The sequence below is a fragment of the Microbacterium sp. NPDC055502 genome (assembly GCF_053643635.1).
The window spans coordinates 863,732-879,182 of the sequence record NZ_JBSHKJ010000002.1 but is presented as its reverse complement, the minus strand read 5'-3'; the positions used below and the strand labels follow the sequence as shown (position 1 = coordinate 879,182).

At 70.0% G+C, this 15,451-nt stretch carries 15 protein-coding genes; 13 read left to right on the top strand and 2 right to left on the bottom strand.

The annotated features are described in order from the left end of the window. Nucleotides 1–273 precede the first annotated feature (273 nt). Nucleotides 274–2,970, top strand: a complete 2,697-nt coding sequence (locus ACWH95_RS15290; protein WP_454120928.1) for an Rne/Rng family ribonuclease — start codon at nucleotides 274–276, stop codon at nucleotides 2,968–2,970. Here ACWH95_RS15290 and ACWH95_RS15285 read toward each other — a convergent pair. Next, nucleotides 2,932–3,201: a DUF4031 domain-containing protein gene (locus ACWH95_RS15285; protein WP_136030663.1), complete on the bottom strand. Its 270-nt coding sequence runs from the start codon at nucleotides 3,199–3,201 to the stop codon at nucleotides 2,932–2,934. The genes ACWH95_RS15290 and ACWH95_RS15285 overlap by 39 nt on opposite strands. A gap of 213 nt (nucleotides 3,202–3,414) precedes the next feature. Here ACWH95_RS15285 and rplU point away from each other — a divergent pair, with 213 nt between their 5' ends. The 10 genes from rplU to ACWH95_RS15235 all read left to right on the top strand — a co-directional run bounded on the left by rplU (nucleotide 3,415) and on the right by ACWH95_RS15235 (nucleotide 10,767). After that, on the top strand, nucleotides 3,415–3,723 hold the full coding sequence (gene rplU / locus ACWH95_RS15280) for a 50S ribosomal protein L21 (RefSeq protein ID WP_168387232.1): 309 nt from the start codon (nucleotides 3,415–3,417) through the stop codon (nucleotides 3,721–3,723). Between the two features lie 19 nt (nucleotides 3,724–3,742). Continuing rightward, the gene (gene rpmA, locus ACWH95_RS15275; RefSeq protein WP_017202370.1) at nucleotides 3,743–4,000 is read left to right on the top strand and encodes a 50S ribosomal protein L27; all 258 of its coding nucleotides are present in this window, start codon (nucleotides 3,743–3,745) and stop codon (nucleotides 3,998–4,000) included. 101 nt (nucleotides 4,001–4,101) lie between these two features. Further along, nucleotides 4,102–5,604 (top strand): GTPase ObgE, encoded by a 1,503-nt coding sequence (gene obgE, locus ACWH95_RS15270; RefSeq protein WP_454120927.1) that lies wholly within the window; start codon nucleotides 4,102–4,104, stop codon nucleotides 5,602–5,604. Continuing rightward, on the top strand, nucleotides 5,601–6,386 hold the full coding sequence (proB, locus tag ACWH95_RS15265; RefSeq protein WP_454120926.1) for a glutamate 5-kinase: 786 nt from the start codon (nucleotides 5,601–5,603) through the stop codon (nucleotides 6,384–6,386). Before obgE ends, proB begins: the two co-directional genes overlap by 4 nt. A gap of 9 nt (nucleotides 6,387–6,395) precedes the next feature. Further along, entirely contained in the window at nucleotides 6,396–7,649 is a 1,254-nt protein-coding gene (locus tag ACWH95_RS15260; protein WP_136035385.1) for a glutamate-5-semialdehyde dehydrogenase, read from the top strand. A 64-nt stretch (nucleotides 7,650–7,713) separates the two neighbouring features. Next, nucleotides 7,714–7,938 carry a hypothetical protein gene (locus tag ACWH95_RS15255; RefSeq protein ID WP_136030670.1) on the top strand — a complete coding sequence of 75 codons (225 nt, stop codon included), beginning with the start codon at nucleotides 7,714–7,716 and terminating at the stop codon, nucleotides 7,936–7,938. Nucleotides 7,939–7,945: 7 nt separating this feature from the next. Beyond that, nucleotides 7,946–8,548, top strand: a complete 603-nt coding sequence (gene nadD, locus ACWH95_RS15250) for a nicotinate-nucleotide adenylyltransferase (RefSeq protein ID WP_136035386.1) — start codon at nucleotides 7,946–7,948, stop codon at nucleotides 8,546–8,548. Continuing rightward, nucleotides 8,545–9,696, top strand: coding sequence for a hypothetical protein (locus ACWH95_RS15245; protein WP_454120925.1), 1,152 nt, complete (start codon nucleotides 8,545–8,547; stop codon nucleotides 9,694–9,696). Before nadD ends, ACWH95_RS15245 begins: the two co-directional genes overlap by 4 nt. Further along, on the top strand, nucleotides 9,696–10,076 hold the full coding sequence (gene rsfS, locus ACWH95_RS15240) for a ribosome silencing factor (protein ID WP_241115000.1): 381 nt from the start codon (nucleotides 9,696–9,698) through the stop codon (nucleotides 10,074–10,076). The genes ACWH95_RS15245 and rsfS overlap by 1 nt, the downstream gene beginning before the upstream one ends. 1 nt (nucleotide 10,077) lies before the next feature. Beyond that, nucleotides 10,078–10,767, top strand: coding sequence for an SDR family oxidoreductase (locus tag ACWH95_RS15235; protein ID WP_206251107.1), 690 nt, complete (start codon nucleotides 10,078–10,080; stop codon nucleotides 10,765–10,767). 10 nt (nucleotides 10,768–10,777) lie between these two features. Here ACWH95_RS15235 and ACWH95_RS15230 read toward each other — a convergent pair whose 3' ends face one another. After that, entirely contained in the window at nucleotides 10,778–12,445 is a 1,668-nt protein-coding gene (locus ACWH95_RS15230; RefSeq protein ID WP_454120924.1) for a dipeptide ABC transporter ATP-binding protein, read from the bottom strand. 156 nt (nucleotides 12,446–12,601) lie between these two features. Between ACWH95_RS15230 and ACWH95_RS15225 the strand changes: the two genes are divergently transcribed. Both ACWH95_RS15225 and ACWH95_RS15220 read left to right on the top strand, forming a co-directional pair. Next, nucleotides 12,602–13,807: a dipeptidase gene (locus tag ACWH95_RS15225; protein ID WP_136030679.1), complete on the top strand. Its 1,206-nt coding sequence runs from the start codon at nucleotides 12,602–12,604 to the stop codon at nucleotides 13,805–13,807. Next, entirely contained in the window at nucleotides 13,807–15,426 is a 1,620-nt protein-coding gene (locus ACWH95_RS15220) for an ABC transporter substrate-binding protein (RefSeq protein WP_454120923.1), read from the top strand. The genes ACWH95_RS15225 and ACWH95_RS15220 overlap by 1 nt, the downstream gene beginning before the upstream one ends. The last annotated feature ends 25 nt before the right edge of the window (nucleotides 15,427–15,451 follow it).

Below are 15,451 nucleotides of genomic sequence, written 5' to 3'. Positions count from 1 at the left end.
ATTATCTCAGCGAGTGCTATGGATGGGGCGAGAACGGCCCCGGGGAAAACGCGCCATCATCACCGATGCCGCGAACGGGGCCATGTGGTGCGATAATGACCTGTGATGCGATGAACGGCGCCGCCGCGACACGCATCGACGCAGACTTCGGGGCCCATGCCCCACGCGACCAGAGCCCAGAGCCGGTCGCACGCCGATTGAGTTCGCGGAACCCGCGGGTACCGCATGAGATTTCACGGAGCACCCGGTGCCCGTGCAGGGAGTACGCCAGAGATGGCCGATGAGAACAATGACCACAACCCCTCCGCTCTCGATCTCCCGGCTGGTGCCGCGGATCCGGTGACGGAGCCCACGGCTCCCGCGACCGACGACTCGCTCGTCGCGCCGCTCGCCGAGGACGACACGGCGGACATCGCCGCCGACGTCGCCGCAGACGAGCTCGCCGCCGACAACGCCGCCGCGGAAGACGCGGCCGCCGCCGCCGACGATGCCGCCGCTGCCGCGGTGGAAGACGCCGCCGCCGCTCAGGACGCCGCCGACGCGGTCTCCGACCGGGCCGACGCCGCCTCGGCGTCCGGCGTTCCGGCCGACGAGGAGAGCGCGGCCGAGGCTCCTGTCGACGCGGGCGCCGCTGCTGACGCGCCGGCGAGCCAGGAGGCTGCCGGAGACGCTCCCGCCGAGGCCGCGCCCGCCGCCGATGTGCCCGCCGAGGACGCTCCCGCCGCTGAGGCGTCGTCCGACGATGCTCCCGCCGAGGGCGAGCCCGCCGCCGAGGTGTCGTCCGACGAGGCTCCCGCCGCCGAGGCGCCGTCCGAGGACGCTCCCGCCGAGGCCGCTCCCGCCGCCGAGAAGACGGAGCCCGAGGCCCCGGCGCCCCTGACCGCCGTCTCCCTGGGCCTGCTGCCCGAGGTGTTCGTGTCGCAGGTGTCGACCCAGCTGCACTTCTACGCGCCCGAGGTCGTCCCGCTGCCGGCACGCCCCGGTCGCGACGAGCGTCCTGCCGAGCGCGACCAGGAGGAGTCGTCCTCCGGCCGCCGTGGCCGCCGCCGCCGCGGAGGTTCCGACGGCGACGAGCAGCGCGACGAGCCGCGTCAGCGCCAGCGCGTCGTGGAGTACATCACCGAGCCGAAGGCCATCAAGGGCTCGACGCGCTTGGAGGCCAAGAAGCAGCGCCGCCGTGACGGGCGCGACGCGGGTCGCCGTCGTCCGGTCGTCACCGAGGCGGAGTTCCTCGCGCGCCGCGAGTCGGTCGACCGCAAGATGGTCGTGCGCTCCAAGAACGGTCGCACGCAGATCGGCGTGCTGGAGGACGGCGTGCTCGTGGAGCACTACGTCGCCCGCAACCAGGATGCGTCGCTCATCGGCAACGTCTACCTCGGCCGTGTGCAGAACGTGCTCCCCAGCATGGAGGCCGCGTTCGTCGACATCGGCCGTGGTCGCAACGCCGTGCTGTACTCCGGCGAGGTGGACTGGGACGGCGTCGAGACCGGCAACCAGCCGCGCCGCATCGAGCTGGCCCTCAAGCCCGGCGACCGCGTGCTCGTCCAGGTCACGAAGGACCCGGTCGGCCACAAGGGCGCCCGCCTCACGAGCCAGATCTCGCTGCCCGGCCGCTACCTGGTGTACGTGCCCGGCGGGTCGATGAACGGCATCAGCCGCAAGCTGCCCGACAACGAGCGGGCGCGACTCAAGCGCATCCTCAAGGAGGTGCTGCCCGAGTCCTCCGGCGTGATCGTCCGCACGGCCGCGGAGGGTGCGACCGAGGAACAGCTGACGCGCGACGTCCAGCGGCTCACGTCGCAGTGGGAGCACATCCAGAAGCAGGTGGAGAGCCAGCAGGCACCCGCGCTGCTGCACGCCGAGCCGGATCTGCTGGTCAAGATCGTCCGCGACGTCTTCAACGAGGACTTCACGAAGATGCTCATCCAGGGCGAGGACGCGCAGCGCACGATCCGCGCCTACCTGGAGAGCGTCGCGCCCGACCTGCTCGAGCGCGTCGAGTCCTACGAGGACGAGGTCGACCCCTTCGACGCGTTCCGGATCACCGAGCAGATCGAGAAGGCGCTCGACCGCAAGGTGTGGCTGCCGTCCGGTGGCTCGCTCGTGATCGACCGCACCGAGGCGATGACGGTCGTCGACGTCAACACCGGCAAGTTCGTCGGTTCGGGCGGCAACCTCGAGGAGACCGTCACCAAGAACAACCTCGAGGCGGCGGAGGAGATCGTCCGTCAGCTGCGGCTGCGCGACATCGGCGGCATCATCGTGGTCGACTTCATCGACATGGTGCTGGAGTCCAACCGTGACCTCGTGCTGCGGCGTCTGATCGAGTGCCTGAGCCGCGACCGCACGAAGCACCAGGTGGCCGAGGTCACGTCGCTGGGCCTCGTGCAGATGACCCGCAAGAAGCTGGGCCTCGGGCTGCTGGAGACCTTCAGCGAGGCGTGCGAGGTCTGCGCGGGTCGCGGCGTCATCGTGCACCACGACCCGGTGGTCAAGCACCGCGCCAACGGCGGCAACGGCGGAGGCGGAGGAAACGGCGGTCGCCGCCAGCGCGGCAACGGGAACGGCAATGGCAACGGCAACGGCAACGGCAACACCGCTCCGGTCGTGGCCGCGGTGACGCACAGCATCACGGAGGGCGCGAAGTCGGCGCTCGCCCAGATCGCCGCGTCGACCATCGCCCCCTCGGGTGACGCCCCCGCCGAGAGCGCACCGGCCGAGCAGGCCGCCGCGCCCGCCGCCGAGCGTCCGAAGAAGGCCCGCAAGAAGCGCGGGGCCGACCGCAAGGGCCCGAAGTCACCGGCTGAGGAGCTCCTCGACTCGGTGCTGGATGCGCTTCCCGAGCCGAAGGCACCGGGGCAGGGGCGTGGTCGCCGCCGGGTGACCACGGCCGCGCTCTCCGGCACGCCGGTGTCGGTGGCGGCGGAGAGCTCAGCGCAGCCGGTCGCGGCCGCGGACCCGGAGGCCTGACGCGATCAGGCGGCGCACCAGTTCCTTTCCCGGAACGTGCTGGGCGCCGCCGGCGATCAGCCGCGCCACCGCGTCCTCCGGGACGTCGTAGTGGTCCAGGTCGAACGCGCGCGCCGGGATGCCGTGCGCGCGGGCGAAGTCGTGCAGCTCGTCGAGGTCGGTGTCGCTGACCAGGTGCGCCCACAGGCGTCCGTGGGCCGGCCAGAGGGGGTCGTCGACGAGTACGGTCACCTCGCCAGCCTACGACCGGAGGCGCGACCGGTCTCACTTTGCGAGGGGCTCCGGCATCCGGTAAAGTAGTCCCTTGGTGCGCATGCCGCGTCGTCCTCGACGGCCGATGCGGAGAGTCTTGCATTCGCGCCCGTCGTACCAGCGACGCATGCAAGCAACAGTCTTCCCGTGAGATTCTCGGAGCCGCGTGCTCCCCAACGAAACAGGTATGAAGTGGTTTACGCAGTAGTGCGCGCCGGTGGCCGGCAGGAGAAGGTCGAGGTCGGCACCATCGTTCAGCTCGACCGTGTTCAGGCGGCCCAGGGCGAGAAGATCGAGCTGCCCGCTGTGCTGCTCGTCGACGGCGCCACGGTGACCACCGACGCCGACGCGCTGGCGAAGGTCAAGGTCACGGCCGAGGTCGTGGGCAACCTCCGCGGCCCGAAGATCGTCATCCAGAAGTACAAGAACAAGACCGGCTACAAGAAGCGTCAGGGCCACCGCCAGGAGCTCACGCGCGTCAAGATCACCGGCATCAAGTAAGACCGAGGAGACACAGGACATGGCACACAAAAAGGGCGCAAGCTCCACCCGCAACGGTCGTGACTCCAACGCTCAGCGACTCGGTGTGAAGCGCTTCGGCGGTCAGCAGGTCCTCGCCGGCGAGATCATCGTCCGCCAGCGCGGCACGCACTTCCACCCCGGCGTGAACGTCGGCCGTGGTGGCGACGACACGCTGTTCGCTCTGGCCGCCGGTGCGGTCGAGTTCGGCGCGAAGGGCGGCCGCAAGGTCGTCAACATCGTCGCTGCTGCTGAGTGATCACAGCACCACGCTAGACATCCGGTTCGGGGCGGGCTTCGGCTCGCCCCGTCCGCGTATCTGCCGTCCGTCTTCCCCCGCTACCCGAAGGACACGCACACATGGTCACGTTCGTCGACACCGTCACGCTGCACCTCCGTGCGGGTAAGGGCGGCAACGGCTGCGTCTCGGTGCACCGGGAGAAGTTCAAGCCCCTCGGCGGCCCCGACGGCGGCAACGGCGGCGACGGTGGCGACATCGTCCTGGTCGCCGATCCGCAGACGGGCACGCTGCTGTCGTACCACCACTCGCCGCACCGCTCCTCGGGCAACGGCGGGCCGGGCATGGGCGACCACCGGTCGGGCTTCGACGGCGAGTCCCTGGAGCTTCCGGTCCCGGTCGGCACGGTGGTCAAGTCGCCGTCCGGCGAGGTGCTCATCGACCTGATCGAGCCGGGGGAGCGCTTCGTCGTGGCCGCCGGCGGCCAGGGCGGCCTGGGCAACGCCGCCCTCGCGACACCCAAGCGCAAGGCCCCCGGTTTCGCCCTGCTCGGCACGCCCGGCTATGAGGGCGACGTCGTGCTCGAGCTGAAGACCGTCGCCGACGTCGCGCTGGTGGGCTACCCGTCCGCCGGCAAGTCGAGCCTGATCGGCGCCATCTCGGCCGCACGCCCGAAGATCGCGGACTACCCCTTCACCACGCTCCACCCGAACCTGGGCGTCGTGCAGGTGGAGGACTTCCGGTTCACGGTCGCCGACGTGCCGGGACTGATCGAGGGCGCGAGCGAGGGCAAGGGCCTCGGCCTGGAGTTCCTGCGTCACGTCGAGCGCTGCTCGGCCCTGCTGCACGTGCTCGACTGCGCCACGCTCGAGCCGGGCCGCGACCCGATCTCCGACCTCGACGTCATCCTCGCCGAGCTGGCCGCCTACGAGGCGCCGGAAGGCCAGACGCCGCTGCTGGAGCGCCCGCAGCTCGTCGCGCTCAACAAGGTGGACGTGCCGGAGGCGCGCGACCTCGCCGAGCTCGTTCGCCCCGATCTGGAGGCGCGCGGCTTCCGCGTGTTCGAGATCTCGACGGTGTCGCACGAGGGTCTTCGCCCGCTCACGTTCGCGTTGGGCGAGCTGGTGGAGAAGCACCGCGCCGAGAACATCGCGGCGGAGAAGCCGCGTGAGCGCGTGGTCATCCGGCCGCGGGGCTCGAAGAAGGACTTCTCGATCCGCGTCGAGGGCGGCACCTACGGCAACGTGTACCGCATCCTCGGCGAGAAGCCGGTGCGCTGGGTGCAGCAGACCGACTTCCAGAACGAGGAGGCCGTGGGCTACCTGGCCGACCGCCTCGAGAAGCTGGGTGTCGAAGACGAGCTGTTCCGCCTCGGTGCCGTGCAGGGCTCGACGGTCGTGATCGGCGAGGGCGACAGCATCGTGTTCGACTGGGAGCCCACCATGAGCTCGGCCGCGGAGCTCATTACCGCGCCGCGTGGCACCGACCCGCGCCTGGCGCCGAACTCCCGCCGCACCACGTCCGAGCGCCGCGAGCAGTACTACGAGCGGATGGACGCCAAGGCGCAGGCGCGCGCGGAGCTGGAGGCCGAGCGCCTCGCCACCGCCCGCGAGGGCGACGAGTGACCGCACGCACGCGCGCCGACCTCGCGTCGGCGTCGCGCATCGTCGTGAAGGTCGGTTCGTCGTCCATCAGCGGCGAGTCGTCCTGGCGCATCCCGGTGATCGTGGAGGCCCTGGCCGCCGCGCACGCCAGGGGAGCCGAGGTGGTCCTGGTGTCGTCCGGCGCGATCGCCTCTGGCATCCCGTTCCTCCGGCTCGACGCCCGCCCGACCGATCTGGCGACGCAGCAGGCCGCCGCGGCGGTGGGCCAGAACATCCTCGTGTACCGCTACCAGAAGGCCCTGCGCCCGTTCGACATCGTCGCCGGGCAGGTGCTGCTCACCACGGGTGACCTGGAGAACCCGACGTCGCGGTCGAATGCCCGTCGGGCCATGGAGCGGCTGCTGGGTCTGCGCACCCTGCCGATCGTGAACGAGAACGACACCGTGGCGACGCAGGAGATCCGCTTCGGCGACAACGACCGCCTCGGCGCGCTCGTGGCACAGCTGATCGAGGCCGACGCGCTGATCCTGCTGAGCGACATCGAGTCGCTCTACACCAAGCCGCCGACCGACCCGGGTGCCGAGCCGATCGACGTCGTGGCCCCCGACGCCGACCTGTCCGGACTGGAGTTCGGATCGACGGTCGTGAACAGCGTCGGTACCGGGGGAGCCGCCACCAAGGTCTCGGCGGCACGTCTCGCTGCAGCCTCGGGGATCGGCGTGCTGGTGACCAGCGCCGACCTGGTCGACCGGGCCCTCACGGGCGACGACATCGGGACCTGGTTCGAACCGGCGACCTCCTAGACTGGGCGGATGACCGACCCGACCCCCCAGGCGCGCCTGGAGCGCGCGAAGGAGGCCTCCCGCGCCACGGCCGGCCTCACCAGCGACGACAAGGCGCGCGCTCTCGAGGCGATCGCCCTGGCTCTGGAGGAGAACGCGCCGCGGATCATCGAGGCGAATGGGCGCGACATCGCCCGCGGCCGCGAGGACGGCATCGGCGACTCGCTGATCGATCGCCTGCGGCTCGACGAGCGCCGGGTCTCCGCGCTGGCCGCGGCGGTGCGCGAGGTGGCGGCGCTGCCCGACCCGGTCGGTCGCGTGGTCGGCGGTCACCGCATGCCCAACGGTGTCGCGCTGGAGCAGGTGCGAGTGCCGTTCGGCGTGGTCGGTGCGATCTACGAGGCCCGGCCGAACGTGACGGTCGACATCGCCGCCCTCGCCCTGCGGTCCGGCAACGCCGTGGTGCTGCGCGGGGGCAGTGCCGCGCGCGACTCGAACACCGTGCTGGTGGAGGTCATGCGTGGCGCTCTGGAGGGGGCCGGGGTCACCCCGGAGGCGATCCAGACGGTCGACGACTTCGGTCGCGAGGGCGCGAAGGCCCTCATGCACGGTCGCGGTCTGATCGACGTGCTCGTTCCCCGCGGCAGTGCCGGCCTGATCGAGACGGTCGTGACGGAGTCGACCGTGCCGGTGATCGAGACCGGCGCCGGCAACGTGCACATCGTGCTCGACGAGAGCGCGCCAGACGACTGGGCGCGCGACATCGTGGTGAACGCCAAGGTGCAGCGTCCGAGCGTGTGCAACGCGGTGGAGACCGTGCTCGTGCACCGGCAGGCCGCGCCGCGGCTGATCCCCCTCGTCGCGAGCGCGCTCATGAGCGAGGGTGTGGCGATCCACGGCGACGACATCGTCGCGGGGCTGGTCGCCACCGTGATCCCGGCGACCGAGGAGGACTGGGCGACCGAGTACCTGAGCCTGGACATCGCGATGAAGGTGGTCGACTCGCTCGACGATGCGCTCGACCACATCCGCCGCTACAGCACGGGTCACACCGAGTCGATCATCACGACCGACACCCGCAACGCCGAGCGGTTCCTGGCCGAGGTGGACTCCGCGGTGGTCATGGTGAACGCGTCGACGCGCTTCACCGACGGCGGGGAGTTCGGATTCGGCGCCGAGGTCGGCATCTCGACGCAGAAGCTGCACGCCCGCGGGCCGATGGGACTGTCCGAGCTGACCAGCACGAAGTGGCTCGCGCGTGGGGCGGGTCAGACGCGCGGCTGAGGGCTAGACTGGGGGACGCTGCATCCCCGACACCCGAGACAGCACGCCACGAAACGGAGCAAGGATGAACCTCGTCGCACAGATCGCGATGGCCGCCGCAGAGACCGAGCACCACGGCAACGTCGCGCTCGACACCCTGATCTTCGGAGTCATCGCCGCGATCGTGTTCGCCGCTCTCGGGTTCGTCACGCTGTCGTACAAGAACGTGGCGAACCGTCACTCGGCGAAGGCGGAGGCCTGGGCGGCGAAGCACGGCAAGGACGGCCACGAGGCGGGACACGGCCACTAGGCCTTTCATGAGCACTGCGACCACGCGCGCACCGCGCATCGGCGTGATGGGCGGCACCTTCGACCCGATCCATCACGGCCACCTGGTCGCCGCCAGCGAGGTCGCGCACTCCTTCGATCTCGACGAGGTGGTCTTCGTTCCCACCGGACGGCCGTGGCAGAAGGCGGAGGTCACGCCCAGTGAGCACCGCTATCTCATGACCGTCATCGCGACCGCGTCGAACCCCCGGTTCACGGTGAGCCGGGTCGACATCGATCGCGCCGGCCCCACCTACACGATCGACACGCTCCGCGATCTCAAGGCTCAGCGGCCCGACGCGGAGCTGTTCTTCATCAGCGGCGCCGACGCCGTGGCGCAAATTCTCAGTTGGAGAGACCATGATGAACTGTGGGAACTGGCCCACTTCGTCGCGGTCTCCCGCCCAGGACACGTTCTGAGCATCGACGGCCTCCCGAGCGACGACGTCAGCCAGCTGGAGGTGCCGGCGCTGTCGATCTCGTCGACGGACTGCCGAGAGCGAGTCCGCGACGATCAACCGGTCTGGTACCTCGTCCCCGACGGCGTCGTCCAGTACATCGCGAAGCACCATCTGTATCGGAGCAAGGAATGAGCACATCGGATCAGCGAGGTCCGCTCACGCGGAAGCAGCTGCGGGAGATCCGGTTGACTGGATCCACCCCGGTCATCACGGAGGAGCAGGCCGAGGCCGCTGCGGAGGCGGCGAACGCGACTCCGCCGGCGGCCCCGCTTCCCCGCGCGGCCGAGCCCGCCCCGGTGGCGCCGGCCCCGGTGGCCGACTCCGCGGTCGACCTCGGTGCCGCACCGCTCACCCGTCGCCAGGCGCGTGAGCAGGAGAAGATCAAGACCGCATCCGTGCCGGTCGTGGGAGCCGAGGCGACCGAGGGCGACCGCGACACCGCCCCCCGCGCAGATGAGTCGGACGACGACTCGTCGATCGTCTCGGGCATCCCCGACTTCTCCTCGCCATCGGCCCCGGCGGATGACGAGGTCGACGACGACGACGTCGACGACGAGGTGTCGATCGAGCCGGTGAGCGCCGCCGACGCCGTCGAGTCCGCCGGGAGCGTGCCGCTCGCCGAGCCGGCGGAACCGGAACCGGTCGACGTGGCCGAGTTGCTCGGCGTCCCCGGCACCGCGGAGGCCGACGAGGTCGAGACCGGGTCGACGGACGAGCGTGACGACCTGCTCGCTGATCAGGACGACGACCGCGGCGAGGTCGCCGACGGCGAGCGTCCCACCGTGAGCCCCGCGTTCGGCGAGGGCGTGCTGGCCGCCGAGGAGCCGGCGAAGCCCGCGTCGTTCCGGCCGTCCTTCGACGAGCTGCTCACGTCCAACGACTCGGGCGGCTCGCACCGCTCGCCCAACGCGCTGATCTTCACGCCGTCGCCCGGGGAGGGGTCGCTGTCCGGGCCCGTCGCGTCGACGGGGGAGATCCTCATCACGGGTTCCTACGAGCTGCCGAAGGGCATCGGCTCGCAGGGCCACGCACACGGCACCGCCGACGGCAAGGATGTCGACGCCGTCCTCATCGACGGGGAGCTGCCTCCGGCGTCCTCGCCCACCCCCATCGCTGCCAGCTCGGCTGTCAGCACCATCAAGCCCGCCGGCGAGGTCATCCGTCCGCCCGCGCCCGAGAAGGGCAATCGGCTGATGCTGATCCTGGCGATCGTCGCCGGTGGCCTCGCTCTCGCGCTGGGTGTGGCACTGGTCGTCGCCTTCACCACGAATGTGTTCTGATGCAATCACCTGAAACCGCCGAAGAGATGCTGCGCATCGCCGCCGAAGCCGCCGTTGCGAAGGGCGGGGAAGACCTGGTGGCGCTCAACGTCTCCGAGCCTCTTCCGCTCGTCGACATCTTCCTGGTCGTCACGGGCAACAGCGAGCGCAACGTCGCCGCGATCGCCGACGAGATCGAGGACCGCCTGGTCGAGTCCGGCCACAAGCGCGTGCGCCGCGAGGGCCGCGCGGAGGCGCGGTGGGTGCTGCTCGACTTCGGCGACCTGATCGTGCACGTCTTCCACCAGGAGGAGCGCGTCTACTACGGGCTCGAGCGCCTGTGGAAGGACTGCCCCGTGATCCCGCTCGACGCCGTCGAGACCGCTGCAGACGCGGGCTGAGGTGGCCACCCATCTGGTGACCGGCGCCGGTTCTGGTATCGGCGCCGTCCTCGCCCGTCGCCTCCTCGAGCGCGGCGACCACGTGGTCGTGCTGGCGCGCGACGCGGGGAGGGCGCGGCAGATCTCCGACGAGCTCCCCGGTGCCACGGCGATCGTGGGCGACCTCGCGCAGCCGGGGCGGCTCTCGTGGGCGCTGTCGAAGCAGAGCCTGCCCGACCGTCTCGACGGTCTCGTGCACGCCGCCGGTGTCGTGGACCTCGGTGCCGTGGGCGAGCTCACACCCGCCCTGTGGGAGCAGCAGCTCGCCGTCAACCTGGTCGCGCCCGCGGAGCTGACGCGCCTGCTGCTGCCGGTGCTGCGGGTGTCGCGCGGGCACGTGGTGTTCGTCAACTCCGGGGCCGGGCTCCGGGCGAACCCGGAGTGGTCCGCCTATGCGGCATCGAAGCACGGCCTGCGGGCCCTCGCCGACGCGCTGCGTGCGGAGGAGGCGGGGCACGGCGTGCGCGTGACCTCGATCTACCCCGGCCGCACGGCCACGCCGATGCAGGAGCGGGTGCACCGACAGGAAGGGGCGGAGTACGACGCGTCGCGCTTCATCACCCCGGACGCGGTGGCGACCACGATCCTCACGGCGCTCGACCTTCCGCGTGACGCCCACCTCACCGACCTGACCGTCCGTCCCGCCGGCTGAGCCGCGGCGCTCAGGCCGACAGCCGCGTGCGTCGCTGGAGCATGCCCCGCTCGGCGCGCGTCTGCGGCGGGATGGCCGACAGCAGCGCCTGCGTGTACGGGTGCGAGGGGTGCCGGTAGACCTCCTCCGTGTCGCCGACCTCGACCATGTCGCCGAGGTACATCACGGCGACGCGGTCGGCGATGTGCCGCACGAGGGACAGGTCGTGCGCGATGAACACGATCGACATGCCCAGACGCTCGCGCAGCTCGCACAGCAGGTCGATGATCTGCGCGCGGATGGAGACGTCGAGCGCCGACACCGGCTCGTCGCACACCAGGACATCGGGGTCGAGCGCGAGGGCGCGGGCGATGCCGATCCGCTGTCGCTGTCCGCCGGAGAACTGGTGCGGGAAGCGCGAGGCCATGTCCGGGTCGAGGCCGACGAGCTCGAGCAGCTCGGAGACCCGCTCGCGGCGTGACGCCGGGGTGCCGGTGCGGGTGGCGGCGAGCGGCTCGGCGATGATCTGCTGCACGGTCATGCGCGGGTTCAGCGACATGTACGGGTCTTGGAACACCATCTGCACGCCGCGGCGCAGCACCTTGCGGTCGCGCAGCCGACCCCGCGTCACGTCCTGGTCCCGGTAGCGCAGTGTGCCGGCGTCGGGGGAGTCGAGGCCGACGAGCATGCGCGCCAGGGTGGACTTGCCGCTGCCGGACTCGCCGACGATCGCGAGGATCTCGCCGCTGCGCAGGGAGAGGTCGACGCCGCCGACGGCCGTGACGCGGTGTGCGCGTCGTCCGCTCCCGGAGCGGAACGTGCGCTCGAGTCCTCGTCCCTCCAGGATCGGCGCGGAGCCGTCGTCGTCCGCCGCGGCGCTCACGTCCTGCGGCATCGAGTCGAGCAGCTGCAGCGTGTACGGATGCCGGGGTGCAGTGAGCACGTCGTCCGCCGGACCGGACTCCACGATGCGCCCGGTGCGCATCACGGCGACCCGGTCGGCGACCTCCATCACGACGCCGAGGTCGTGGGTGATCAGGAGGACGCCCATGCCGAGGCGGTCGCGCAGCGACAGCAGCAGGTCGAGGATCTGCGCCTGCACCGTGACGTCGAGGGCGGTGGTCGGCTCGTCGGCGATGATCAGGTCGGGGTCGAGCGCGATGGCCATCGCGATCAGGATGCGCTGCCGCTGTCCGCCGGAGAACTGGTGCGGGTAGTCGCGGACACGCTTCTCCGGGCTGGGGATGCCGACCAGGGTGAGCAGTTCGACGGCGCGCGCCTCGGCTTCGCGACGACCGACGGGCGTGTGCGCGCGGATCAGGTCGATGATCTGGTCGCCGATGCTGAGCACGGGGTTGAGTGCGGAGAGAGCGTCCTGCATCACGAGGCTCACTCGGACGCCGCGCAGGCGCCGATGCTGCTCCGGCGTGACGGTGAGCAGGTCGGTGTCGCCGAGGGAGAGGGTCGCGGCCTCCACGGTGCCGTTGTCGATGAGGCCCATGATCGCGCGCGCCGTCATCGACTTGCCGGAGCCGGACTCGCCGAGCAGCGCGAACACCTCGCCGCGGTGCACGGTGAGGTCGATGCCGTCGACCACGCGCTGGGGTCCGCGCGAGCCGTCGAGGGTCACGGTGAGGCCGCGGACGTCGAGGACGACGGTGTTCTCGGGGACGGATGTGTTCTCCATGGATGACATCATGCCAGCATCCTGGCGCTGAATTGTTTCGAACAGGAAACATCTCGGCCGAAAATCATCACAACAGTTGACTTTCGCGCCGGAATCGTCGAGATTCGAGGAAATCTCCCGCTCGACGAACGGGAGGCCACCCCCGTATCGACCCGAAGGAGCGCATCCGTGCTCGAACAAGCAGACCGCTACACCGGCTACACCGCGTACGACTACCTGGAAGCCGGCAAGGACTACCGCGAGTTCCGCTACGCCAAGCAGATCGGCCGTGTGCCGGCGTACGACCTCGGCCTCAGCGACGCGCAGAAGGAGCGCACCGAGCGCCTCCTCCGCGAAGAGACCGTGATCTCGCTGCACGAGCACGTGCAGGTCTTCCCCGAAGACATGGGGGAGCTGCGCGACCACATCCGCCAGGGCCGCGAACCCACCGGCTACCAGGGCCTCGCCCGCTCCGGTCTGACCGCGGTGTTCGACAACGGCATGGACGGCACCTGCTGCATCTCCAGCGACGCCGGATGGAAGTACCAGGACGTGCTGTTCGACCTCGGCGTGCGCATGGCCGACCTCGCGCACCAGGACTTCGTGATCAAGGCCGAGTCGATCAAGGACATCCGGTACGCCGCGGAGACCGGCCGCGTCGCGCACATCTTCGCGCTCGAGGCGGCGACCATGATCGAGAACGAGGTCGACCGGCTCGATGTGCTGTACGGCTTCGGCGTCCGCCAGATGGGCATCGCCTACTCCGAGGCGAACATGCTCGGCGGCGGCCTCAAGGAGCGCGGCGACGGCGGACTCACCTACTTCGGCGAGCGCGCCGTGGAGCGGATGAACAAGCTCGGCATCGCGATCGACATCTCGCACTCGGGTGACCAGACGTGCCTCGACGTGATCGCCCACTCCACCAAGCCGGTCTTCATCACCCACGCGGGCGCCCGCGGACTGTGGCCGACGAACCGCATGAAGACGGACGAGACGATCATCGAGTGCGCCAAGCGCGGCGGGGTCATCGGCATCGAGGCCGCACCGCACACCACCATCTCGCCCCAGCACCCGAAGCACTCGCTGGAGTCGGTCATGGACCACTTCCAGTACTGCGTCGACCTGGTCGGCCTGGAGCACGTGAGCTTCGGACCCGACACGCTGTTCGGCGACCACGTGGGCCTGCACGACGCGTTCTCCTCGAACCTGTCGCTGGGTCAGGCGCACGCCAACGTCGACTACGAGAAGCAGCCGTACGTCGACGGCATCGAGAACCCCGCCGAGGCCTTCTACAACATCATCGGCTGGCTCGTGAAGCACGACTACTCCGACGACGAGATCCGCGCGGTCGTCGGCGGCAACACCATGCGCGTCCTCGAGGAGGTCTGGGTCTGATGAAGCACAACACGTTCCTCGCACTCGGTGCGGCCGCGGTCCTCGCCGTCGGCCTCGCCGCGTGCGCCCCCACGGCACCCGAGCCGGGGGAGTCGTCCGCCGCGACCGGGCCGAGCGATGAGACGCTCAGCATCGGTACGACGACCGACGTCGTGAACTTCAACCCCGTGCTCGGCAACAGCCGCACGGACTCGTGGGTCACCAACCTGATGTACCCGCACCTGCTGAGCATCAGCGACGACGGGACCAAGGAGGCGCACGTCGCCACCGAGTGGGGCTACGTCGACGACACCACCGGGTTCTACGAGATCCGCGACGACCTAACCTGGAGCGACGGCGAGCCGCTCACGGCGGAGGACGTCGCGTGGACGCTGAACGCGGTCAAGCGCGACCAGGCGCCCGGCACGTTCTACGGGCAGCTGGGCAACCTCGACACCGCGACCGCGGTGAGCGACACCCGGGTCGAGTTGACGCTCACGCAGCCCGACTCGTCGATCATCGACGAGATCGGCTTCTGGGGTGTCGTCGTGCCGCAGCACGTGTTCGAGCCGAAGGGATCGATCGCGGAGTTCGCGAACGACGGCAGCGACGGCGGCTGGGTGGGCATGGGCCCGTTCATCATGACCGACTTCCAGGTCGGCCAGCACTACACGCTCGAGCGCGTGGAGGACTACCCGCTGGTCGACGGCGGCGTCCCCGGACCCGCCGAGGTCGTGTACCGCGTGTACCCCGACGTGAACACCGAGATCCTGGCGCTGCAGAGCGGCGAGATCGACGTGATCGCCAATGCCCTCCCGCCCGCGCAGGTCGAGCAGCTGAAGGGCACCGACGGACTGCAGGTGATCGAGGCCGCCGGTCTCGGCTACGCGCACCTCGTCTACAACATGGAGAAGCCCGACCTCGCGAAGACCCGGGTTCGTCAGGCGCTCGCCCACGCGGTGGACTACGAGGCCATCCGCACGGTCGTCCTGCAGGGGCAGGCCGTCTCCACGGGTTCCAGCGCCCTGATGCCGGTGCTCGCGAAGTACTACGACGACTCCGTCACCGAGTACGAGTTCGACCCGGAGAAGTCGCGCGAGCTCATGGAAGACGCCGGGTACACGGCGAACGCCGACGGCATGTTCCCCGTCTCGTTCCGCCTGATTTACTCGCTGCAGGACAGCGTGACCAGCCAGTGGGCGCAGATGGTGAAGGACAGCGCGGCCGAGGCCGGCATCACGATCGAGCTGCAGGGCACGGAGCGCAACACCTACCTCTCCATGACCAACGAGGGCGACTACGACATCTACGCCGGCAACTTCGCCATCATGGACGACCCGGTGACGAACTTCGCCCTGTCGTACCTGCCCGGCGGCGCGATCAACTACACCCACGTCGACGACCCCGAGCTGAACGCACTGATCGAGGAGGGCATGGTCACGTTCGACGAGGACGACAAGATCGAGATCATGCGCAAGGCGAACAAGATCGTGCACGAGCAGGTCTACGACAACATCATGTACACGCAGAACCTGTTCTTCGCCGCGAGCGACGAATGGTCCGGCTTCCTCTCCAAGCCGAGCGAACTGCTGTCGATCGTGAACCCGCTCTCGCTCGCGAGCGCGCACCCGGTCGAGTAAGAAAACCCCCACTCTCGAGGAAGGT

Bases quoted from the DNA above. Each gene is read 5' to 3' on its own strand.
- rsfS (WP_241115000.1), top strand. From the start codon at position 9,696: ATGCAATCACCTGAAACCGCCGAAGAGATGCTGCGCATCGCCGCCGAA.
- ACWH95_RS15220 (WP_454120923.1), top strand. From the start codon at position 13,807: ATGAAGCACAACACGTTCCTCGCACTCGGTGCGGCCGCGGTCCTCGCC.
- rpmA (WP_017202370.1), top strand. From the start codon at position 3,743: ATGGCACACAAAAAGGGCGCAAGCTCCACCCGCAACGGTCGTGACTCC.
- ACWH95_RS15230 (WP_454120924.1), bottom strand. From the start codon at position 12,445: ATGATGTCATCCATGGAGAACACATCCGTCCCCGAGAACACCGTCGTC.
- ACWH95_RS15260 (WP_136035385.1), top strand. From the start codon at position 6,396: ATGACCGACCCGACCCCCCAGGCGCGCCTGGAGCGCGCGAAGGAGGCC.
- ACWH95_RS15255 (WP_136030670.1), top strand. From the start codon at position 7,714: ATGAACCTCGTCGCACAGATCGCGATGGCCGCCGCAGAGACCGAGCAC.
- nadD (WP_136035386.1), top strand. From the start codon at position 7,946: ATGAGCACTGCGACCACGCGCGCACCGCGCATCGGCGTGATGGGCGGC.
- ACWH95_RS15245 (WP_454120925.1), top strand. From the start codon at position 8,545: ATGAGCACATCGGATCAGCGAGGTCCGCTCACGCGGAAGCAGCTGCGG.
- ACWH95_RS15290 (WP_454120928.1), top strand. From the start codon at position 274: ATGGCCGATGAGAACAATGACCACAACCCCTCCGCTCTCGATCTCCCG.
- obgE (WP_454120927.1), top strand. From the start codon at position 4,102: ATGGTCACGTTCGTCGACACCGTCACGCTGCACCTCCGTGCGGGTAAG.